General features: G+C 62.9%; 24 protein-coding genes. 14 read left to right on the forward strand and 10 right to left on the reverse strand.

The genetic code is table 11. The annotated features are described in order from the left end of the window. The first annotated feature begins 367 nt into the window (after positions 1-367). The 4 genes from glnK (at position 368) to sutA (ending at position 3,151) form a co-directional block, all read left to right on the forward strand. Complete coding sequence (gene glnK, locus BLU37_RS08395) at positions 368-706, forward strand: P-II family nitrogen regulator (RefSeq protein ID WP_002555808.1); 339 nt, start codon at positions 368-370, stop codon at positions 704-706. Between the two features lie 35 nt (positions 707-741). Further along, positions 742-2,082 (forward strand): ammonium transporter, encoded by a 1,341-nt coding sequence (locus tag BLU37_RS08400; RefSeq protein ID WP_090203959.1) that lies wholly within the window; start codon positions 742-744, stop codon positions 2,080-2,082. A gap of 212 nt (positions 2,083-2,294) precedes the next feature. Further along, complete coding sequence (locus BLU37_RS08405; RefSeq protein ID WP_090203962.1) at positions 2,295-2,720, forward strand: secondary thiamine-phosphate synthase enzyme YjbQ; 426 nt, start codon at positions 2,295-2,297, stop codon at positions 2,718-2,720. Between the two features lie 101 nt (positions 2,721-2,821). Then, the gene (sutA, locus tag BLU37_RS08410) at positions 2,822-3,151 is read left to right on the forward strand and encodes a transcriptional regulator SutA (protein ID WP_090203965.1); all 330 of its coding nucleotides are present in this window, start codon (positions 2,822-2,824) and stop codon (positions 3,149-3,151) included. A 132-nt stretch (positions 3,152-3,283) separates the two neighbouring features. Here the strand turns inward: sutA and BLU37_RS08415 are convergent, their stop codons facing one another. From BLU37_RS08415 to lptM, 6 genes are read right to left on the reverse strand one after another with little or no spacing between them, the layout of a single operon-like run. Continuing rightward, a complete protein-coding gene (locus tag BLU37_RS08415; RefSeq protein WP_090203969.1) occupies positions 3,284-4,000 on the reverse strand; it encodes an HAD family hydrolase in 717 nt (238 codons plus the stop codon). Then, positions 3,997-4,896, reverse strand: a complete 900-nt coding sequence (gene xerC, locus BLU37_RS08420; RefSeq protein WP_010445642.1) for a tyrosine recombinase XerC — start codon at positions 4,894-4,896, stop codon at positions 3,997-3,999. The genes BLU37_RS08415 and xerC overlap by 4 nt, the downstream gene beginning before the upstream one ends. 2 nt (positions 4,897-4,898) lie before the next feature. Continuing rightward, positions 4,899-5,624, reverse strand: a complete 726-nt coding sequence (locus tag BLU37_RS08425; RefSeq protein WP_010445639.1) for a DUF484 family protein — start codon at positions 5,622-5,624, stop codon at positions 4,899-4,901. A gap of 13 nt (positions 5,625-5,637) precedes the next feature. Further along, positions 5,638-6,468, reverse strand: coding sequence for a diaminopimelate epimerase (gene dapF / locus BLU37_RS08430; RefSeq protein ID WP_090203972.1), 831 nt, complete (start codon positions 6,466-6,468; stop codon positions 5,638-5,640). Between the two features lie 4 nt (positions 6,469-6,472). Next, a complete protein-coding gene (gene lysA / locus BLU37_RS08435; protein WP_090203975.1) occupies positions 6,473-7,720 on the reverse strand; it encodes a diaminopimelate decarboxylase in 1,248 nt (415 codons plus the stop codon). Between the two features lie 9 nt (positions 7,721-7,729). Beyond that, positions 7,730-7,894: an LPS translocon maturation chaperone LptM gene (gene lptM, locus BLU37_RS08440; protein ID WP_010445633.1), complete on the reverse strand. Its 165-nt coding sequence runs from the start codon at positions 7,892-7,894 to the stop codon at positions 7,730-7,732. Between the two features lie 201 nt (positions 7,895-8,095). Between lptM and cyaY the strand changes: the two genes are divergently transcribed. The 3 genes from cyaY to rnk all read left to right on the forward strand — a co-directional run bounded on the left by cyaY (position 8,096) and on the right by rnk (position 9,205). After that, positions 8,096-8,428 carry an iron donor protein CyaY gene (gene cyaY / locus BLU37_RS08445; protein WP_090203978.1) on the forward strand — a complete coding sequence of 111 codons (333 nt, stop codon included), beginning with the start codon at positions 8,096-8,098 and terminating at the stop codon, positions 8,426-8,428. Further along, entirely contained in the window at positions 8,428-8,652 is a 225-nt protein-coding gene (locus tag BLU37_RS08450) for a DUF1289 domain-containing protein (RefSeq protein WP_090203981.1), read from the forward strand. Before cyaY ends, BLU37_RS08450 begins: the two co-directional genes overlap by 1 nt. 139 nt (positions 8,653-8,791) lie before the next feature. Further along, a complete protein-coding gene (gene rnk, locus BLU37_RS08455; protein WP_090203984.1) occupies positions 8,792-9,205 on the forward strand; it encodes a nucleoside diphosphate kinase regulator in 414 nt (137 codons plus the stop codon). Positions 9,206-9,211: 6 nt separating this feature from the next. On the opposite strand, the gene BLU37_RS08460 is transcribed toward rnk, so the two are convergent. From BLU37_RS08460 to BLU37_RS08470, 3 genes are all read right to left on the reverse strand, one after another. Further along, entirely contained in the window at positions 9,212-12,058 is a 2,847-nt protein-coding gene (locus tag BLU37_RS08460; RefSeq protein WP_090203987.1) for a class I adenylate cyclase, read from the reverse strand. 167 nt (positions 12,059-12,225) lie between these two features. Then, on the reverse strand, positions 12,226-12,471 hold the full coding sequence (locus tag BLU37_RS08465) for a TIGR02647 family protein (protein WP_010445624.1): 246 nt from the start codon (positions 12,469-12,471) through the stop codon (positions 12,226-12,228). A 108-nt stretch (positions 12,472-12,579) separates the two neighbouring features. Continuing rightward, on the reverse strand, positions 12,580-12,864 hold the full coding sequence (locus BLU37_RS08470) for a hypothetical protein (protein WP_010445623.1): 285 nt from the start codon (positions 12,862-12,864) through the stop codon (positions 12,580-12,582). A gap of 123 nt (positions 12,865-12,987) precedes the next feature. Between BLU37_RS08470 and BLU37_RS08475 the strand changes: the two genes are divergently transcribed. Then, the gene (locus BLU37_RS08475; RefSeq protein WP_090203990.1) at positions 12,988-13,647 is read left to right on the forward strand and encodes a glutathione S-transferase family protein; all 660 of its coding nucleotides are present in this window, start codon (positions 12,988-12,990) and stop codon (positions 13,645-13,647) included. Positions 13,648-13,747: 100 nt separating this feature from the next. On the opposite strand, the gene argH is transcribed toward BLU37_RS08475, so the two are convergent. Continuing rightward, positions 13,748-15,142, reverse strand: a complete 1,395-nt coding sequence (gene argH / locus BLU37_RS08480) for an argininosuccinate lyase (RefSeq protein ID WP_010445620.1) — start codon at positions 15,140-15,142, stop codon at positions 13,748-13,750. A gap of 160 nt (positions 15,143-15,302) precedes the next feature. On the opposite strand from argH, the gene BLU37_RS08485 reads away from it, so the two are divergent. The 6 genes from BLU37_RS08485 to BLU37_RS08510 all read left to right on the forward strand — a co-directional run bounded on the left by BLU37_RS08485 (position 15,303) and on the right by BLU37_RS08510 (position 21,352). Further along, positions 15,303-16,385: a sensor histidine kinase gene (locus BLU37_RS08485; RefSeq protein ID WP_090203993.1), complete on the forward strand. Its 1,083-nt coding sequence runs from the start codon at positions 15,303-15,305 to the stop codon at positions 16,383-16,385. After that, positions 16,382-17,128 carry a LytR/AlgR family response regulator transcription factor gene (locus tag BLU37_RS08490; protein ID WP_090203996.1) on the forward strand — a complete coding sequence of 249 codons (747 nt, stop codon included), beginning with the start codon at positions 16,382-16,384 and terminating at the stop codon, positions 17,126-17,128. The genes BLU37_RS08485 and BLU37_RS08490 overlap by 4 nt, the downstream gene beginning before the upstream one ends. Before the next feature lie 138 nt (positions 17,129-17,266). Beyond that, positions 17,267-18,208, forward strand: coding sequence for a hydroxymethylbilane synthase (gene hemC / locus BLU37_RS08495; protein WP_090203999.1), 942 nt, complete (start codon positions 17,267-17,269; stop codon positions 18,206-18,208). Then, the gene (locus BLU37_RS08500; RefSeq protein ID WP_090204003.1) at positions 18,205-18,972 is read left to right on the forward strand and encodes a uroporphyrinogen-III synthase; all 768 of its coding nucleotides are present in this window, start codon (positions 18,205-18,207) and stop codon (positions 18,970-18,972) included. Before hemC ends, BLU37_RS08500 begins: the two co-directional genes overlap by 4 nt. Positions 18,973-18,989: 17 nt before the next feature. Then, the gene (locus BLU37_RS08505) at positions 18,990-20,117 is read left to right on the forward strand and encodes a uroporphyrinogen-III C-methyltransferase (RefSeq protein WP_090204006.1); all 1,128 of its coding nucleotides are present in this window, start codon (positions 18,990-18,992) and stop codon (positions 20,115-20,117) included. After that, the gene (locus BLU37_RS08510) at positions 20,114-21,352 is read left to right on the forward strand and encodes a heme biosynthesis protein HemY (RefSeq protein ID WP_090204008.1); all 1,239 of its coding nucleotides are present in this window, start codon (positions 20,114-20,116) and stop codon (positions 21,350-21,352) included. Before BLU37_RS08505 ends, BLU37_RS08510 begins: the two co-directional genes overlap by 4 nt. Positions 21,353-21,362 lie beyond the last annotated feature (10 nt).

Here is a 21,362-nt window from a genome sequence, read left to right on the forward strand (position 1 = left end):
TAGTGATTTCTGTCGGCAGCGATGCACGATTTTTGCGCAACGTGCCGGGCGCTCACGCACCGTTGTTGTGCGTGTGGTGCGGGTACGCGACGGATTTTCCTGCAATGTGACGGGCAAAAGCTTGAAAACAATGGATTTTGCAGAGATGGCAAGGTTTCTGCTTAGTCGGTTATGACCCATGCACTGATGCAGTCGCCGTGACCAGGCAGTGCGGTCGGAGCCGTCAATCAAGGCTGCGCCGGCAACGGTTAGCGGATGTCGGCAAGCTGATCAGGGCCGACGATGCGTTACAAAGCCAGGCACTGCGCTTAGACTTGAGTCGGGTTTGTTTTCCTGGGGCAAGTCCACCAATTCGGGAGAAAGTTTCATGAAGCTAGTCACTGCCATCATCAAGCCGTTCAAGTTGGACGATGTGCGCGAGTCGTTGTCCGAGATCGGCGTGCAGGGCATTACCGTCACTGAGGTCAAGGGCTTCGGTCGGCAGAAAGGTCACACCGAGCTGTATCGCGGCGCGGAATACGTGGTCGACTTCCTGCCCAAGGTGAAGATCGATGTCGCCATTGACGACAAGGATCTCGACCGGGTCATCGAGGCGATAACCAAGGCCGCCAACACCGGCAAGATCGGTGATGGCAAGATCTTCGTGGTCAATCTGGAACAGGCTATTCGCATCCGTACCGGCGAAACCGATACCGACGCTATCTAAGCCGACCAAACCCCAACGCCCCAGGAGAAAACAATATGACTCTGCGTAAATTCGCAGGGCTAGGAGCCCTGTTGTCCCTCGTAATGCCGGCCCTGGCCATGGCGGCGGACCCGGTACCGGCTCCAGTCCTCAATTCCGGCGACACCAGCTGGATGCTGACTTCCACAGCCCTCGTGCTGTTCATGACCATTCCAGGCCTCGCGCTGTTCTACGGCGGCATGGTGCGGTCGAAAAACATTCTTTCCGTGATGATGCAGTGCTTCGCCATTACCGGTCTGATCACCATCCTGTGGTTCATCTATGGCTACAGCATGGCGTTCGATACCACCGGGATGGAAGCCGGCGTCGTCAACTACAACTCCTTTGTCGGCAGCCTGGCCAAGGCCTTCCTCGCCGGTATCACGCCAGCGAGCATTACCGGCCCGACGGCGTTGTTCCCTGAGGCGGTGTTCGTCACCTTCCAGATGACCTTTGCGATCATCACTCCGGCGTTGATCGTCGGTGCGTTCGCCGAGCGGATGAAATTCTCCGCGATGCTGATCTTCATGGGCATCTGGTTCACCCTGGTCTATGCGCCGATCGCGCACATGGTCTGGAGCGGTCCGGGTTCCCTGCTGGGTGACTGGGGCGTGTTGGACTTCGCGGGCGGCACCGTGGTGCACATCAACGCCGGTATTGCAGGTCTCGTGGCCTGTCTGGTGCTGGGCAAGCGCAAAGGCTTCCCAACCACCCCGATGGCACCGCACAACTTGGGTTACACCCTGATCGGCGCAGCCATGCTGTGGGTCGGCTGGTTCGGCTTCAACGCCGGTTCCGCCGCTGCGGCCAACGGTACCGCCGGCATGGCGATGCTGGTGACCCAGATCGCCACCGCCGCCGCCGCACTGGGCTGGATGTTCGCCGAGTGGCTGACCCACGGTAAGCCAAGCGCACTGGGCATCGCCTCGGGCGTAGTGGCCGGCCTGGTTGCCATTACCCCGGCTGCCGGTACTGTCGGCCCGATGGGCTCGCTGATCATCGGCCTGGCGGCCGGTGTGGTGTGCTTCTTCTGCGCCACCACCCTGAAGCGCAAGCTGGGCTACGACGATTCCCTGGACGCCTTCGGCGTGCACGGTATCGGCGGTATCCTCGGCGCGATCCTGACCGGTGTATTCGCTGCACCGTCGATGGGTGGCTTCAACGCCGCGACCACCGACATTGCCGCCCAGGTCTGGGTTCAGTGCAAGGGTGTCGGCTTCACCGTCCTCTACACCGCAGTCGTCACCTACGTGATCTTGAAAGTCCTGGATGTGGTGATGGGCCTGCGTGTGACCGATGAAGAAGAATCGGTCGGTCTGGACCTGGCACAACACAACGAGCGCGGCTATAACCTCTGAGCGCGTTGAAAAAATATGCCCGGCTTGCCGGGCATTTTTTTGTCTGGGTTTTGTCAACGTGAAGAGGGTTGAAAGGATTTATCCAAGGGCATTGCGGACAAAACATCGAAGCCCGCTGCCATGGGACGATTACTTACAGCATGGCAGGCGTATTAGGCGCTTTGCTTTTTTCCTGAGCGCGCTAGAATGCGCGCCGATGGGCGGAGAACTGTATGTGGCAACAGACACTGATTACCTTGCGGGCCCGGCCCCGGGGCTTTCATTTGGTGACCCAGGAGTTGCTCGCCGGCTTGCCTGAACTCCAGGCATGTCGCGTCGGTCTGTTGCATCTGTGGCTGCAACATACCTCGGCTTCGTTGACCATCAACGAGAATGCCGATCCGGCGGTTCGCCGCGACTTCGAACGTTTTTTCAACCGATTGGTCCCGCAAGGTGGCCTCGAGTATGAACACAACGACGAAGGTGCGGATGACTTGCCGGCGCACTTCAAGGCCAGTTTACTAGGCTGTCAGTTGACCTTGCCGGTCACGGCGGGGCGGCTGGCGCTGGGTAGTTGGCAGGGCGTTTATCTTGGCGAGCACCGCGATCAGGGTGGTGCTCGTAAAGTCCTTGCCACCCTTCAGGGTGAATGGGCTTGAGCCGCTGGTCTCCAGCGGATGTTGATTTTTTCCAGCGGCCTTCGACAGTCGGCATGGCTGGTCTATAACTAATCTGCTTTTCGCAAGTCATGAGGTAGAACATGAGCGACGATGATCTGGAAAATGATGACCTCGAAGTAGGCGACGAAGACGAGACCGAAGAAGGCCTGGAAGCGTCTGCAGAAGACGTGGACGTGGCGGACGACGATGGCGGCGATGCCCCTGCCCCGACCGCCAAGGGCAAGGCCAAGGCTGCGGTATCGATCGACGAATTGCCCAGTGTCGAGGCCAAGAACAAGGAGCGTGATGCTCTGGCACGTGCCATGGAAGAGTTCCTGGCGCGCGGTGGCAAGGTGCAGGAAGTGGAGGCCAATGTGGTCGCCGATCCGCCCAAGAAGCCGGATAACAAGTACGGCAGCCGACCTATCTGAGTGTCGCTTCATGCTTGCTGAAAAAGCCCGCCGTCGCTGCGGGCTTTTTCATGTCTGCAGAATGGCTGGAGCTGGAGCAGAGGTTTGAACGAAAGCAGTGGCGAGGGGACAAGCCCCCCTTCCCACAAAGCGTCAGGAGCGTGCAGGCTGGCGGTTCCAGGCGGCGAGCAGGGCTGGCAGTTCGGTGAGGCTGCGAATCTCGGCGTCCGGGTGGCGCTCGGCTTCCCAGGCCTTGCCCGTGGGGTTGTACCAGACCGCCCGCAGCCCAGCCTGCTGAGCCCCGGCGATGTCGTCACCCGGATGATCGCCGATATGCACCGCCGCGCTGGCTGAGATATTGCCGCCGCGGGACAGGGCTTCGTGGAACAGCCGTGAATCCGGCTTGGCGATGCCGATATCCTCGGCACACAGTGCAAAGCGAAAGTAGTCGGCCAGACCCAGGCGGCGCACATCGGCGTTGCCGTTGGTGACCACGCCCAGGGCAAAGCTGCGGCCCAGAACCTCCAGGGTCGGCTCGACCTCCGGGAACACCTCGATCTGGTGTCGGGCGTGGATGAACACCTCGAACGCTTCCTCAGCCAGTGACGAGGCCTGCGCATGTGGATAACCGGCTTCTTCCAGGGCGTGGAACAACACCCGGCGCCGCAGGGCGCTGATACGGTGCTTGAGGGGCGGTTCCTGGAGCAGTATCCGTTCGCGAATCGCCCACAGGTGCTCGATCGGCACGCCGCCGAGGTCGGGGGCGTGTGCGGCCAGCCATTCGCGCAGTATGTTCTCCGCGCTGTGGATCACCGGAGCGGTGTCCCACAGGGTATCGTCGAGGTCGAAGGTGACCAGCTCAATCGTCATTGCGAGGAGTCCTTGCTGCGTTTGGCCCGTGGATGGGCGCTGTCATAGACAGTTGCCAGGTGCTGGAAGTCCAGATGGGTGTAGATCTGCGTGGTCTTGATGTCCGAGTGGCCGAGCAGTTCCTGCACGCCGCGCAGGTCCTGGGACGACTCCAGCAGGTGGCTGGCGAAGGAGTGGCGGAGCATGTGCGGGTGCAGGTTCTGTCCCAGCTCACGCTCGCCAGCGGCCTTGACCCTTAATTGAATGGCCCGAGGCCCGAGGCGCCGGCCCTGCTGGCTGACGAACACCGCATCGTCCGCCGGATTGCTCAGGGCGCGCAGTGGCAGCCAGGTCTGCAGGGCCTCGCGGGCCTTGCGTCCAATCGGCAGCACGCGGGTCTTGCTGCCCTTGCCGTGGACCTGGACCAGGCCGTCGGCCAGATCCAGCTGATCGAGGTTGAGCCCGGTCAGTTCCGACAGGCGCAGGCCCGAGGAGTAGAACAGTTCGAGGATCGCCTGGTCACGATGGGCGAGAAAGTCGTCCTCCACGGCGCCGTCGAGCAGTTGCTGGGCGCGATCGGTGTCGAGGGTCTTGGGTAGCCGGCGTTCGCCCTTGGGTGGGGCCAGGCCGGTGGCGGGGTCGTGATTGCACAGCCCTTCGCGATTGAGGTACTGGTACAGGCCGCGCACCGCCGACAGCAGTCGAGCCAGGCTGCGCGAGGATTGCCCCTGCTGGTGCAGGCGCGCGACCAGCCGGCGCAGGCGCTGGATGTCCAGGGCGGCCCAGCCGGCGACCTGCTCCTTCTCGCAGAAGGCCAGGACCTTGTTCAGGTCGCGGCGATAGGCTTGCAGGGTGTGTGGCGACACCTGACGCTCACTGCGCAGGTGCTCGCAGTAGGCGTCCAGTTGTCGTTCCATGGCTAGCGTACCGAGCGCAGGGAGTGGGTGAAGCGCGGGACGACCCGCCCGAGGACTTCGGCGATGTAGCTGAGAAACAGGGTGCCGACCGAACTCTTGTAGTGCTGCGGGTCGCGGCTGGCGATGGCGAGCACGCCATGCAGGCCCAGATGGCTGATGGCGACCACGGCAGTGGAGCCGATCTGCCGACGTTGTTCTTCGCCGAACAGGAAGTCCAGTTCGTGCTCGCGCAGGCTGCCGCTGACGCTCTTGCCTTCCGAGAGCAGCCCGCCGATTGCCTGCTGGGCTTCGGCGCCGCTGACCCAGCGACCCACCGGCATGGCGTTGTCGCTGAACAGGATCAGGCTGACGAAGGGCACCTGGAAGTCCTGGCGCAGGCTGTCCTCGACAGCGATCACCAGGTCGTCGAGGCTGGCGGCGTCCATCAGCGCGAGAATCAGCCGACGGGTCTTGTCGAACAGTCGGTCGTTGTCACGGGCGACGTCCATCAACTGGGACAGCCGATGACGCATCTCGATGTTGCGCTCGCGCAGGATTTTCATCTGCCGCTCGACCAGCGACACCGTATCGCCGCGCTGGTGCGGGATACGTAGCGCCGGCAGCAGTTCCTCGTGGTCGACGAAGAAGTTCGGATGAGCCTCCAGGTAGGCGGCCACGGTGGCCGCCTCCAGGCTCTGCTCTGGCAGTTCGTTGGGCTGTTCGGCTGGAGCCTGTGGCTGATCGCTCATGACATTCGCTCGCTTATAGACGCACTTGTCCTTCATACACCCGCACGGCCGGTCCGGTCATCACCACCGGCTGGCCGACACCCGCCCACTCGATGGACAGGCGTCCGCCGGGCAGGTCGATGGTGACCGGCGAGTCCATCCAGCCTTGGCTGATGGCGGCCACCGCCGCCGCGCAGGCGCCGGTACCGCAGGCCTGGGTTTCCCCGGCACCGCGTTCCCAGACGCGCAATTGTGCGCGGTGGCGGTCGATCACCTGGAGGAAACCGACGTTGACCCGTGCCGGGAAGCGCGGATGGTGTTCGATCTTCGGGCCCAGTTCGTGGACGGGAGCCGCATTGATATCGTTGACGCGCAGCACCGCATGGGGGTTGCCCATGGACACGGCGGCCAGTTCGACGGTGTGGCCATCGACGTCGAGCGGGTAGCTCAGGGCCTGGGCCTGGGCCTGGAACGGAATGTCCGCCGGCACCAGGCGCGGGGCGCCCATGTCTACGCTAATCTGGCCGTCCTGACGGACATCCAGCTCGATGATACCGCTCTTGGTCTCGACACGAATCCGGCGTTTGGCGGTCAGGCGCTTGTCCAGCACGAAACGGGCGAAGCAGCGCGCACCGTTGCCGCACTGTTCGACTTCCGAACCGTCGGAGTTGAAGATCCGGTAGCGGAAGTCCACCTCGGGATTGCTCGGCGCCTCGACAATCAGCAACTGGTCGAAACCGATGCCGGTATGCCGGTCACCCCATTGCTTGGCATGCTTGGGCTGGATGTGCGCGTGCTGGCTGACCAGGTCGAGGACCATGAAGTCGTTGCCCAGGCCGTGCATCTTGGTAAAACGCAGCAGCATGGGCTTACTCCGGCAACAGGCTTTCGCCGGCGTACAATTCGGCCAGCGTTTCGCGGCGACGGATCTCGATCACCTGCTCGCCATCCACCAGCACTTCGGCGGCGCGACCGCGAGTGTTGTAGTTGGAGCTCATGACAAAGCCATAGGCGCCCGCCGAATGCACGGCCAGCAGATCGCCTTCTTCCAGCGCCAGTTGACGGTCCTTGGCCAGGAAGTCACCGGTCTCGCAGATCGGGCCGACCACATCGTAGGTGCGCGGCTGTGCATCGCGTGGGCGCACGGCGGTGACGTTCATCCAGGCCTGGTACAGCGACGGGCGGATCAGGTCGTTCATCGCCGCGTCGACGATGGCGAAATCCTTGTGTTCGGTGTGCTTGAGGTATTCGACCCGGGTCAGCAGCACGCCGGCATTGGCGACGATGAAACGGCCGGGTTCGAACATCAGGGCCAGGTCGCGGCCAGCGGTACGCTCGCGCACGGCCTTGATGTAGTCGGCCACCAATGGCGGCTCTTCATCGCGATACCGCACGCCGACACCGCCACCGAGGTCGATGTGCTGCAGGTAGATGCCGCACTCGCCGAGGCGGTCGATCAGGCCCAGCAGGCGGTCGAGGGCATCGAGGAACGGATCCAGGCTGGTCAGCTGCGAGCCGATATGGCAATCGACGCCGAGCACTTCCAGGTTCGGCGACTGTGCCGCGCGAACATAGACTTCTTCGGCGTCGGCAATGGCGATGCCGAACTTGTTTTCCTTGAGGCCGGTGGAGATGTACGGGTGGGTGCCGGCATCCACGTCCGGGTTGACCCGCAGCGAGATCGGCGCACGTACGCCCAGCTCGGCGGCCACCTGTTGCAGGCGCTCCAGTTCTTCGGCGGATTCGACGTTGAAGCAGTGCACGCCGACTTCCAGGGCCCGTCGCATGTCTTCGCGGGTCTTGCCGACGCCGGAGAAAACGATCCGGTCGGCACGGCCGCCAGCGGCCAGTACACGTTCCAGCTCACCACGGGACACGATGTCGAAGCCGGCACCCAGGCGGGCCAGCAGGTTCAGCACGCCAAGGTTCGAGTTGGCCTTGACCGCAAAGCATACCAGGTGCGGTGTGCCCTCGAGGGCGTCGGCATAGGCGCGGTACTGCGCCTCGATATGGGCCCTCGAGTAGACATAGGTGGGCGTGCCAAAGCGCTCGGCAATGGCGGACAAAGCCGCGCCTTCCGCGAACAGTTCACCGTCGCGGTAGTTGAAAGCGTCCATGGTGATCCCTTACTCGTAGGTGTCGTGCTTGTGCGCTTTGCTTTGCGAGGACTTGGCCTGGTCGTTGGGGTTCTGGCTGTCATCAGGAAGATACAGTGGACCTTTTTGCCCACAGGCAGAGACCAGGCAAGCGATCGCGAGGAGCGCAGCAAGGGAAGAGATCAGGCGCTTCATGGCGAAATCCTTTGTAAAAGCATTGATTGCGCCCGAGTATACCGGCCACCCGGCGGCTTGCCTATGCGAGCCGCCAGCCGGACAGTGGCGGAGCGCTGATGGATGTCCGGGTGGCCGCCGGCTGGTTATGCTTTGCAAACATTCGGCAGCCCCCGTATCTTCGTTCGCTTGGAGTCACACGTTTTTTTCGAGGTTCGCACTATGAGTTTGAATGAAGCCCGTTTTCACGATCTGGTGGATAACACCCAGCAAAACCTGGAAGACGTCTTCGACGAGAGTGACCTGGATGTGGACCTGGAAAACTCCGCCGGTGTGTTGACCGTGAAGTTCGAGGACGGCAGCCAGCTGATCTTCAGTCGCCAGGAACCCCTGCGCCAGATGTGGCTGGCCGCGCGCTCTGGCGGTTATCATTTCGACTATGACCCGGAGAGCAGCCGCTGGGTTTGCGACAAGAGCGAGGAACTGCTCAGCGAGATCGTCGCCCGTGCGACCTGGGAGCAGGCCGGCGTCAAGCTGGACTTCGACGAGATCTGATGGTGACGCAGCAACCCGCTCCCGTGAGACCCGCCAAACCGCTCTACAGCAATGTCAGCCCGGCGGTACCTTCGCCCTGCGTGAGTCTTTGCCGGCTCGATGAGCAGAAAATTTGTATCGGCTGTTTTCGGCATGTCGAGGACATCCGCGAATGGCGATCGGCGGACGATGAGCGCCGGCGGGTGATCTGCGAGCGGGCCGGGGTGCGCAAGGCACAGGCCTGAGCAACGCGCTGTGGTTTGTGTATTGGTGCTGCTGTGGTAGTGTCCGGCTATGCCCCACACTGAAGTGGGGAGTGAGAACCCCGCCTTTCGTGGCGGGGTTTTGCTTTTATCGCGCAGAAAAAAGGAGTCTGCCTGGATCATGAGCACCGCACCTTCCATCATTCTCACCCGCCTCGACGTGCAGCGTCTGGAGCGCCTGATCGACAGCCTGGATGATTCACTGCCGGGTGTCGTCGCCTTGCAGGCCGAACTGGACCGCGCTGAAAGCGTCGTGGGGCACGAAGAAGTGCCGGCCGGTGTCGTAACCATGAATTCCCGGGTGCATTGTCGCGAGGAAGGCAGCGGCAAGGATTACCGCCTGACCCTGGTCTACCCCCAGGACGCCAATGCCGACGAAGGCCGGATCTCGATCCTCGCGCCGGTTGGCAGCGCCTTGCTCGGCTTGCAGGTGGGCCAGCACATCAACTGGCCGGCGCCGGGCGGCAAGACCCTGAAGCTGGCTCTGCTCGAAGTGGAATACCAGCCCGAAGCCGCTGGCGACTATCACCTCTGATCGGTTTCAGACCAGATCCAGCGCGATATTCAGCGAGCTTTCCAGCTCGGCCTTGTAGCGCAGGTGCAGATTGGTTGATCCCACCCCTTCGCCGACCAGGCCGCTGAGGTCCAGGTCGGTGATATAGCAGCGGTAGCGCTCGACCTCGCGCCGCTGGCCGACGATTTCCTGGGCGACCGCGATGTACAGCTGGTTGCCGTAGTCGAGTTCGGAAAATTCCCGCTGATTGCAGTACAGGGTGACCTGGACTTCGTCCTGGCCGGTCTTGCCGACAATCGCCTGGACGTCGTAGAACGGCTTGTTCACGGGTGTTTGCGGCGCAGGCCGTGCCTCGACCCGCCGTGCCCGGCCGGGTGCCGAAGGCTGCAACTGGTAATACAGGGTATCCAGGGCCTTGGCGGGAGCTGAGGCGTCCATCGGCATCAAGGCTTCGCGACGGTAGAGGATCGACTGCAGGAAGCGTTGCAGCGGCACCAGCAGGCTCTGCTCGTCGTGGAACGGCAGGCGCTGTTGCCACAGGGCATTGAACTCATCCAGCACGTACAGATCGGCCTGGTCTTCGTTGATTCGGTAGAACACCTGCACGCACTCGGGCTGGCCCATCGGCAGGATCAGGGCCAGGTCGTGTTCTTCCATGGCACGCAGGTCCAGGTGCAACGGGCTATAGCTCGACCGGTCGGTGCTCAGGTAGTCGAGCAGCATCGACGTGCTGTCCAGGGCGATGTGGTTGACGTGGCCGGGTACCAGTTCCAGTGCGTGGTAATGCTGCTGGACCTGTACCAGATAACGATGGTTGAGGTTGCCCAGCAGCAGTTCCTGGACGGTGTTGAGCACTTCCTCGACGCGCTGGGCGATGAACTGTGCACGGTTGTGGCAGAAGCAGCGTACCCGTAGCCGGGGCATGTCGCGGCCCAGCGGCAGGTTGTTGAGGTAGTCTCGCAGGCAATCGAGCAGAGCATGTGGGCCGTCGTAGCGGTTGATCAGCACCTCGTTCCAGGTGTTGAGCGTAACCTGGTCGAGGGTCAGGACCAGGTTTTCCCGGACACCGGCATAACTCAGCGAGTCGGTGCGTTCGGTGGTCATCAGGATATTCAGGTCGCGGTGATGCTTGAGCGGGTCGACGCCGACATTCACCAGAATCAGTACCTCGCCCGGGATGCTGGGGCGCAGCAACTGTTCCTCGTCGACGCTGTTGAGCGGCAGGGCGATCACTTGCTGCAGGCTGCCGAGCAGGTTGAACAGTTCGAATTCGGTCAGGTCGCTGCTGCCGGGATGCAGGGCCAGGCGGGTGCTGCTGTCGATCACGCCGTTGCGATGGCACCAGGTGAGCAGTTCGAGCAGTTCGCGGCTGCGCTTGATCGGTGCGAAATGCTCCCACTCGTGGGCGCCCAGGCTGCCATTGTAGAGCGCCCAATGGGTCTGCCCCGGCTCCTTGCGGTTGGGTGACTGGACCAGGGTGAGGGTGTCTTCGGCCATGTCCGGGGCAATGCCGGGGTTGATGAATTCGATCTTGCCGGCCTTGCGCTCGAACGCTGCGTAGAGCCTGCGACCGAGCACGTTGAGGTCGCGTTTGTTGATCAGGCTGACGGCCTGTTCGGTACGGGCGAACTGGGTCAGGAAGCGGTAGCTGTGGTTGAGTTCGTTGACCAGCGCACGACGTTCGGCGCTGACCTGACGGACTTTCCACTGGCTGCGGCTGTCGAGCAGGGTCAGTTGTCGACGGTCCCAGCCCCATTCGCCGGCCAGGCGGATCAGCAGCAGGCGTTGCCAGCTGCTGTTGCGTGTATTGCCGCCCGTGAGCTTGCGGTTGACCTTGAGGTAAAGGCTGCGCCGCACCAGCTCCAGGCGATCCGGTTCGTTGCGGGCCTTGAGGTATTCCTCGATCCGCCGGTAGACCACCATGTACGGGTCCAACTCGTCGAGGTCGAGCCGGTTGGCGAACACTGCCTGCTTGAACCGCAGGCTCAGGCATTCGACCTGGGGATGTTCGCTGGCATAGACCTCGGTCAGCAGCAGTTTGAGCACTGACTTGTAGGGTGATTCGATACCTTTGAACAGTTGCCAGAGCCCGGCGCCGATGAACTCTCCCGGTGGAATGTGCGCGAGGTGGCCCAGATCCAGGCATTCATCCGCGCGGATGAACCGTTTGGACAGCAATGTATGGGTGTACTGGTCGTAGCGCGGCTCTTCGTACACCGGCACCAGCCACCACAGAGGTGTGCGTCCGGCGAGCCAGATGGCGGTGCGGTAGAACTCGTCCAGCAGCAGGTAGTGCTGGGTGGTGCCGCAGTCTTCCGAACTCAGTTGTGCGTCGCGCTCGCCACGGACGAAGCGGGCCGGGTCGATCAGGAAGAAGTGGGCTTCGGCGCCCTGGCTGGCCGCCCAGGCTTCGAGCAACTGGCATTTCTTGCGCAGTTCGGCCAACTCGCCCTGGCTCAGATCGCTGGCATGGCAGACCCAGAAGTCCATGTCGCTCTGATCGGCCTGGGCCAGGGTACCCAGGCTGCCCATCAGGAACAGCCCGTGGATCGGACGGGGCAGGCTGGCAGGGCGGGTCTTGTAGGAAAACGAGCGAGTCAGACGCTGGGCTTCGGCCAGGGCCGAATCGTTCGGTTCGTAGTTCGACAGGCCGGCCGGTGTGCTGCCCGAGACGTAGCCGGGCAGCAGCGGATGATTGACATGGAAAAACAGCGGCAGCACGTTCAGCACCACCTGCTGGCGTGGCGACAGGCCTTCCAGCGCCCGCGCGAGGCGGCCCTGATTGAGCTTCAGGAAGCGCGAGCGCAACTGGTTGAGCACCTGGCGGTCGATGCCCTCGTCCAGGTTCGGGCGTATTTCGTGGGTGCGCGTCATCGGCTTGCGGCGCTCGACAGTAGGAAATATCTGAAGAATGGCAGTTTACAGGCTAAGCGTGCGCCGCTTTAAGCTGAATTTGTCGATGGCTTTCAGATGGCCCGATCACCCGCCACAACGGGCCCGCGCAGTCCGTGCAGCAAAGGACCGCGTGGGCAGGGAGCGGTTCAGGCGGCTTCTTTGACGTTCAGGATGGTCAGCAGGCCCTGGGCATGTTCGGCGGCATCGCGGCCCAGGCTGGTCAGGTAGCCGCCATCGACCTGGGTGATCAGTTCCTTGTCGAATAGGCGTTGGGCGGCGGCAATGGCGGATGGGGCGGCAGTCTGATGAATTTTCAGGCCCTCCTGGGAACTCCCCAGGTTGAACAGTGCAAGGATTTCCAGTTCGGCAACCAACTCAGGGGTATACGACATAAGGACTCCAGACTTTCAGAAATTATTATCGAGCGACAGCACCACTAAGGTGATCCCACTTGCGCGGCCTGTCCAGTGCCGAGGCGTTTTCAGTGTAGACGGCAGAACTCACTCTTTCTCGGGTGGCAGTTCCGGCAGCGCCCGCAGGGCCGCTTCGTACCATTCGCCATCGAATGGACGGTCGTCGTCGAGCATCGCATCGATCTCCACTGCCAGCACATGGGCCATCAGGTTGAGAATCTCGTCGCGCTCGTAGCCGACCAGGGTCAGTTTGTTGAACGTGGCCTTGGCCGCTGGCGGGTTGTCGCTTTCGATCTGGTTTTCGATGGCCTGGACCAGGGTGGTCTCGGCGAACGCTTCGTCGTCGTTGTCGATATCGCTTGGCTCGCTCATGGCAGGCTCCTTGGGGAAAGGTCACCAGTTTACCTGCATTGGCCGGGTTGATGCTGCTGGTCAATTTTTACCCTGTGCACTATAACTGCGTGCGCCAACCCCGCACGGCCTGGAGGCTCTTTGATGCTCAAGCTTTATGGATTTTCGGTCAGCAACTACTACAACATGGTCAAGCTGGCCTTGCTCGAAAAGGGCCTGCCCTTCGAGGAAGTACTGTTCTACCCCGGGCAGACCCCGCAGACCCTGGCGATCAGCCCGCGCGGGAAGGTTCCGGTATTGGCTGTGGAACAGGGCTTCATCCACGAAACCAGTGTGATCCTCGAATACCTCGAGAGCACTCAGGGCGGCAAGCCGCTGTTGCCCCAGGAGCCGTTTCAGCGGGCTCAGGTGCTGGCGCTGGCCAGGGAGATCGAGCTGTACATCGAGCTGCCGGCGCGCACCTGCTTTGCCGAAGCGTTTTTCGGCATGTCGGTGCCGCAAGCGATCAAGGACAAGGCCCGCGACGAATTGCTGCTGGGTTTTGCCTCGCTCAAGCGTCATGGCAAGTTTGCCCCTTATGTGGCAGGCAGCGAGTTCAGCGTGGCGGATCTGTATTTCCTCTACAGCGTCGACGTGGCCTGTGAGGTGGGTACGAAGTTGCTCGGGATCGATCTGCTGGCCGAGATGCCGGAGGCGAAGGCTCTGTTGGCGCAATTGCAGCAGATGGACCATGCCAAGCGCATCGCGGCTGACAAGGCTGCGGTGATGCCGGGGTTCCTGGCGATGATTGCGGCGAAGAAGTAGTTTGCTGGCGTCCTGGCGGACGCTATCGCCAGCCAGGCCGCTGACCACAGGTTGACTCGGCGTTGCCAGGGCCTGTGGCAACCACAGGCCCTGGTGGGCGTCAGCGGCTGGCGAGCAGTGCCTTGCCGCGGGCGACCGCTGCCTTGACCTGGGCAGGCGCGGTACCGCCGATATGGTCGCGGGCATTGACCGAGCCTTCCAGGGTCAGCACCGCGAACACGTCCTGCTCGATCTGGTCGCTGAACTGGCGCAGCTCTTCCAGGCTCATTTCCGCCAGGTCCTTGCCGGTTTCCACGCCGTACTTCACGGCATGGCCGACGATCTCGTGGCAGTCACGGAACGGCAGGCCGCGGCGCACCAGGTAATCCGCCAGGTCGGTCGCAGTGGAGAAGCCGCGCAGGGCCGCTTCGCGCATCACCGCGTGCTTGGGCTTGATCGCCGGGATCATGTCGGCGAATGCTCGCAGCGAATCGCGCAGGGTGTCGGCGGCGTCGAACAGCGGTTCCTTGTCTTCCTGGTTGTCCTTGTTGTAGGCCAGCGGCTGGCCTTTCATCAGGGTCAGCAGGCCGGTCAGCGAGCCGAATACCCGGCCGGCCTTGCCGCGCACCAGCTCCGGCACATCGGGGTTCTTCTTCTGGGGCATGATCGAGCTGCCGGTGCAGAACCGGTCGGGCAGGTCGATGAACTGGAACTGCGCGCTGGTCCACAGCACCAGCTCTTCGGAGAAGCGCGACAGGTGCATCATCGCGATGCTGGCCGCCGAGCAGAATTCGATGGCGAAATCGCGATCCGAGACGTTGTCCAGGGAGTTGCCGCCCACAGCCTCGAAGCCCAGCAACTGCGCGGTGTACTCGCGGTCGATCGGGTAAGTGGTGCCTGCCAGCGCGGCGCTGCCCAGAGGCATGCGATTGGTGCGCTTGCGGCAGTCGACCAGGCGCTCGTAGTCACGGCTGAGCATTTCGAACCAGGCCAGCAGATGGTGGCCGAAGGTTACCGGCTGGGCGGTCTGCAGGTGGGTGAAACCGGGCATGATGCTGCCGGCTTCGCGCTCGGCCTGTTCCAGCAGACCTTGCTGCAGACGGGTGATTTCCGCCAGGATCAGGTCGATCTCGTCCCGCAGCCACAGGCGGATGTCGGTGGCAACCTGGTCGTTGCGGCTACGCCCGGTGTGCAGCTTCTTGCCGGTGATGCCGATGCGATCGGTCAGACGCGCCTCGATGTTCATGTGCACGTCTTCCAGGTCCACGCGCCAGTCGAAGTTGCCGGCCTCGATTTCGCCCTGGAGGGTAGTCAGTCCGTCGATGATGCTGTCGCGCTCGGCATCGGTCAGTACGCCGACCTTGGCCAGCATCGTGGCGTGGGCGATCGAGCCCATGATGTCGTGGCGGTAGAGGCGCTGGTCGAACGTGACGGAGGCGGTGAAGCGGGCAACGAAGGCGTCGACCGGCTCACTGAAACGGCCGCCCCAGGACTGATTGGTCTTGTCGGTGCTCATGAATTCGCTCGTGATCTGCTGAAGATGGATTGCCGGAAAAATCGTTGCCGATCATAGCAGGGTTGCTCCGGCTGGGGCTGACGGCGGTCGTGCGGTTTTTATTTCGACCGAATCGGTCGCATGGCTTGTCGCCGACAGCACAGACGTTGACACTGGGGGCATGCCAACCTCCCGAACGAACACCGGGCGTGATGCGTCCGTGACACCGGAATTCTTCCTCCCGGAGCTCTGCCTGCCAGAAGCGCTGCTGGTGCTGGTGGTATTGGCTGAGCTGTTGGTGATGGTGCTGGTGCTCAGCGAACCGATGCCCGCCGGTTTCGATTGGGTGCGCCTGGCCCTGACGTCGCTGTACGTGCAGTGGATCGTGCTGGTGTCGGCGGCGGTGTTGTGCGCTACCCGGGGCAGGCTGGCGCGCTTGCAGCCAGGGGTAGCCGGTGCATTATGTTGCGCTCTGGTGGTCGGTCTGACGCTGATCTGCACCGCCCTGACCGAGTACTTTTCTCTCGTCACCAGCCAGGTCGACAGCGGCAGTCCTGGCCGTTACCTGCGCCATGCGCTGATCAGTCTCATCATGTCGGCGCTGATGCTGCGCTACTTTTATCTGCAGAGTCAGTGGCGGCGCCAGCAACAGGCCGAGTTGCAGGCGCGGTTGGAGGCCCTGCAGGCAAGGATACGCCCGCACTTTCTGTTCAACAGCCTCAACAGCATTGCCAGCCTGGTGGCGAGCGATCCGCGCCAGGCCGAGCAGGCGGTGCTGGATCTGTCCGATCTGTTCCGGGCCAGCCTGGCCAAGCCGGGAAACCTGGTGACCTGGCGTGAGGAACTGGAATTAGCGCAACGATATTTGTCGATCGAACGCTATCGTCTTGGCAACCGTCTACAGTTGGACTGGAGGGTAGGCACCATTCCGGACGATTTGCCGATCCCGCAGCTGACCTTGCAACCTTTGCTTGAAAACGCTCTGATCCATGGCATCGCTCCGCGTGTCGAAGGTGGGGTGGTCAGAGTTGAAGCCGACTATGAAGAGGGAGAGTTCGTATTGTGTATCAGCAATCCCTATGACGACGCCGCCGTGCGGCAGGCGTCCACCGGTACTCACTTGGCGCTGGTGAACATTGGTGCCCGACTTACGGCACTTTTTGGGCCTCGCGCTAGTCTTAGCGTGGACCGCCGTGACGGACGTCACTTCACTTGTCTACGCTATCCTTGTCCGAGACTCACGCAGGAATCCAGCGCAATATGAATGTCCTGATCGTTGATGACGAACCCCTGGCCCGCGAACGCCTGACCCGACTGGTGGGCGAACTCGAGGGTTACACTGTACTGGAGCCCAGCGCCAGCAATGGCGAAGAGGCATTGGCCCTGATCGACAGCCTCAAGCCGGATGTCGTTCTGCTCGATATCCGCATGCCCGGCCTGGACGGCCTGCAGGTGGCCGCGCGCTTGTGTGAACGCGAGACGCCGCCGGCTGTGGTGTTCTGCACCGCCCACGACGAGTTTGCCCTGGAAGCCTTCCAGGTCAGCGCCGTGGGCTATCTGGTCAAACCGGTGCGCCCCGAGCATCTGCTCGAAGCCTTGAAGAAGGCCGAGCGGCCCAACCGTGTGCAGTTGGCTGCGTTGACCCGGCCGGCGGCGGAAAGCGGTACCGGGCCCCGTACTCATATCAGTGCGCGGACCCGCAAAGGTATCGAGTTGATCCCCATCGGCCAGGTGATCTATTTCATCGCAGACCACAAGTACGTGACTCTGCGCCATGAAGGCGGTGAAGTGCTGCTCGACGAGCCGCTGAAGGCCCTGGAAGACGAATTCGGCGAGCGTTTCGTGCGTATCCACCGCAATGCGCTGGTGGCCCGCGAACGTATCGAGCGTCTGCAACGCACGCCCCTGGGACATTTCCAACTGTTCCTCAAGGGGCTCAACGGTGATGCGTTGATCGTCAGCCGACGGCATGTCGCCGGGGTGCGCAAGATGATGCAACAGCTTTAACCCGGGGCTTGCAATGGGCCCCGCGGTTCATTCTTCCGCTGTTGCTGGCCAGGGAGGCTGCGCAGTTCCTGACACAAATCAAAGCTGGCCGGGCTGAACTGTTATTATCTGCCGTATCTATTCAGTACGGACCGATCCATGTCTTCTCGCGAAATCCGCATCGCTACCCGTAAGAGCGCGCTCGCCCTGTGGCAGGCCGAATACGTCAAGACCCGCCTGGAGCAGGCGCATCCGGGCTTGCAGGTGATCCTGGTGCCGATGGTCAGTCGCGGTGACAAGCTGCTCGACTCGCCGCTGTCGAAAATCGGCGGCAAGGGATTGTTCGTCAAGGAGCTGGAAACCGCTCTGCTCGAAAACGAGGCGGACATCGCCGTGCACTCGATGAAAGACGTGCCGATGGATTTCCCGGAAGGGCTCGGACTGTTCTGCATCTGCGAGCGTGAAGACCCTCGCGATGCCTTCGTTTCCAATACCTACGCCAGCCTTGAGGCCTTGCCGGCCGGTGCAGTGGTCGGCACTTCGAGCCTGCGTCGCCAGGCGCAACTGCTGACCCGTCGGCCCGATCTGCAGATCCGCTTCCTGCGAGGCAACGTCAATACCCGTCTGGCCAAGCTCGATGCCGGCGAGTACGACGCGATCATCCTGGCGGCGGCGGGGCTGATTCGCCTGGGCTTCGAAGACCGGATCACCTCGGCCATCAGCGTCGAGGACAGCCTGCCGGCTGGCGGGCAGGGTGCCGTGGGGATCGAGTGCCGGAGTGCCGATAGCGAGATCCATGCGCTGCTCGCGCCTCTGCATCATGCCGACACCGCCGTGCGGGTCACGGCCGAGCGGGCCCTGAACAAACATCTCAATGGTGGCTGCCAGGTGCCGATCGCCTGTTACGCCGTGCTGGAAGGCGAGCAGGTCTGGTTGCGTGGCCTGGTTGGCCAGCCGGCCGGTGGCCTGTTGCTGAGCGCCGAGGCCCGTGCACCGCAGGCGCACGCCGAGGCCCTGGGTGTGCGAGTTGCCGAGGCGCTGCTGGAGCAGGGCGCGGACGCCATCCTCAAGGCGGTTTATGGTGAGGCCGACGCGCAATGAGCGGCTGGCGTCTGCTGTTGACGCGACCTGCGGATGAGTGTGCCGCACTCGCGACGACGCTGGCCGACGCCGGGGTCTTCAGCAGTGCCCTGCCCATGCTGGCGATCGAGCCGCTGACCGTCGAAGGGGCCGAACTGAGCAAGATTCTCGAACTGCCGTTCTACTCGGCGGCGATTGTCGTCAGCAAGCCGGCCGCGCGCCTGGGGCTCGACCTGGTCGATCGCTATTGGCCGCAGCCGCCGATGTTGCGCTGGTTTACCGTCGGGGCCGCGACGGCGGGCCTGCTGGACGACTATGGCCTGCGGGTGTATTACCCGGCCGAGGGCGACGACAGCGAAGCCCTGCTGGAACTGCCAGCCTTGCAGGAGGCGCTGGCCCAGCCTGAGCCGCGCGTACTGATCCTGCGTGGAGAGGGCGGGCGTGAACTGCTGGCCGAGCGTTTACGCGCCCAAGGTGCTAGTGTCGACTATCTGGAATTGTACCGTCGTCGCCTGCCCGAGTACCCCGACGGCACCCTGTCCCGGCAGATTCAAGCGGAACGCCTGAACGGGCTGGTGGTCAGCAGTGGACAGGGTTTTGAACACCTGCAGCAGGTGGCGGGGGCGAACTGGTCCCAGGTGGCCCGGTTACCGTTGTTTGTTCCCAGCCCTCGGGTCGCGCAGATGGCCCGTACTGCCGGGGCAGAACATGTTGTGGATTGTCGTGGTGCCAGCGCCACGGCCTTGCTGGCGGCGCTACAGGAGCACCCTGTACCCGCTTTCTGAATGCAAAGGATGGACACGTGAGCGAAACAGCCTTGCCAAAAGAACAAGCTCAACCGGCGCCCGAGACGCCGGCCAAACCGTCGGCGGCGCCTGTCGAGCGCCGTGGCAACGGCCTGGCGGTCCTCGCCTTGCTAGTGGGCGCCGCCGGGGTGGCCGTTGGCGGCTGGGGCGTCTGGCAGATGCGCAATCTGCAGGCCAATCACCAGCAGCAGAGTGGGCAACTGCAGGACCTGGGCAACCAGGCACAGTCGCTCAAACTCAGCGAACAACAATTGGCCACGCGCCTGGACCAACTGCCGGCTGCCGCCGAGCTTGAGGAACGGCGGCGGCTGGTGGCGCAACTGCAGGGTGATCAGCAGCGTCTGAGCCAGCGCCTGGAAAGCGTGCTGGGCGCCAGCCGCAAGGACTGGCGCCTGGCCGAGGCCGAGCACCTGCTGCGCCTGGCCACTCTGCGTCTGTCCGCGTTGCAGGACATCAGCAGTGCCCTGGCGCTGGTACAGGGTGCCGACGAAATCCTGCGCGAGCAGAACGATCCGGGCTCGTTTGCCGCCCGTGAGCAACTGGCCAAGAGCCTGGCGGCATTGCGCAGTACCGAACAACCGGATCGCACCGGGTTGTTCCTGCAACTGGGTGCGTTGCGTGATCAGGTCAACCAGCTCAACGAACTGGCTCCGGAATACAAGGATCGCGGCGACTCGTTGCTGGGGCTGACCGCCGATGGCGACGGCGCCAGCCGCTGGTCGCAGTGGTGGGACGAGATTTCGCATTACATCCGCATCGACTTCAATGCCAACAAGAACATCCGTCCGCTGCTGGCCGGGCAGAGCCTGACCCAGGTCCGCCTGGCCCTGAGCCTGGCGCTGGAGCAGGCGCAGTGGGCTGCGCTGAACGGGCAGGCAGACGTCTATACCCAGGCCCTGAGGGAGGCCCGCGATGTGTTGACCGGCAGTTTCAATCCGGACAACCCGCAGAGCAAGGTCATGGTCGAACAGCTCGCCGAGTTGAGTAAAAAGCCGGTGACGGTGCTGACTCCCGATCTCGCCGCGACGCTGAGTGCAGTCCAGGCCTACCTTGAGCGGCGACACGTGGACGCCGAGACGCCAGCGCGCGGTGAGGCGAATCCGGAGCAGGAGACCACCCGATGAAGCGCTTCATCGCGATTGCACTGCTGGTCGCCGTTGTCATAGGTCTGCTGGGGTTCGCGATTTATCGGCACGCCGGCTACGTCCTGATTGCCTACGACAGCTTCCGTTACGAATCCAGTCTGTGGGCATTTCTCGCGGTGCTGCTGGTGCTGTGGCTGGCCTATCGATTGCTGAAATTCCTGATCGGTCTGGTCACGGCATCCAGCTCGGCGGCCAATCCCTGGTCCCGGCGTAACCGTAGTCGACGGGTGCAGTTGGCCATCGAACAAGGTCAGATGGATCTGGCCGAAGGCCGCTGGGCCAGTGCCCAGAAACATCTGCACCGGGCTGCCGAGGCCGAGCGTCAACCGTTGCTTTATTACCTGGGCGCGGCACGTGCGGCCAACGAGCAGGGTAAGTATGAGGAGTGCGACAGCCTGCTGGAACGCGCCCTGAGTCGCCAGCCGCAGGCCGAACTGGCGATCGCCCTGAGTCACGCGCAGTTGCAAGTGGACCGTGGCGATACCGAGGGGGCTTTGAGTACCCTGCAGGCCATGCATGATCTGCATCCGCACAGCGTCCAGGTGCTGCGCCAGTTGCAGCGCCTGCATCAGCAGCGCGGTGACTGGTCGGCGGTGGTCCGGTTATTGCCGGAACTGCGCAAGGACAAGGCGCTGCCACAGGCCGAACTGGCTGAGCTGGAACGACGCGCCTGGGGGGAGAACCTGAGCCTGGCGGCACGCCGCGAACAGGATGGCGAGGCTGGGCTGCAATCGCTGGAACGGGCCTGGCAGCAGTTGTCCGCGGCCCAGCGGCAGGAGCCGCAGTTGGTCCTGGCCTATGCCGAGCAGTTGCGTCAACTGGGTGCTGACGGGCAAGCCGAAGAGATACTGCGTACAGCGCTCAAGCGCCAGTACGACAGTCACCTGGCGCGGTTGTACGGCTTGTTGCGCGGACGCGACCCGGTGCGCCAGTTGCAGACCGCCGAGGGCTGGCTCAAGGACCATCCGGCCGATGCCAGCCTGTTGTTGACACTGGGACGCCTGTGCCTGCAGAACAGCCTGTGGGGCAAGGCACGGGATTACCTGGAGGGCAGCCTGCGAGTGCAACGCAACCCGGAGACCTGTGCCGAGCTTGCCAGATTGCTGGCCCAGTTGGGGGATACCGAGGGTAGCAACCAGCTGTTTCAGGAAGGTCTCGGTCTGTTGGATGAGCGTTTGCTCGCCCGACCTCTGCCTGTTCCGGTGAGCGCTTAGGGGCTGTACG

Origin of the sequence: Pseudomonas asplenii (assembly GCF_900105475.1) — a bacterium.
GTDB classification, from domain to species: domain Bacteria; phylum Pseudomonadota; class Gammaproteobacteria; order Pseudomonadales; family Pseudomonadaceae; genus Aquipseudomonas; species Aquipseudomonas asplenii.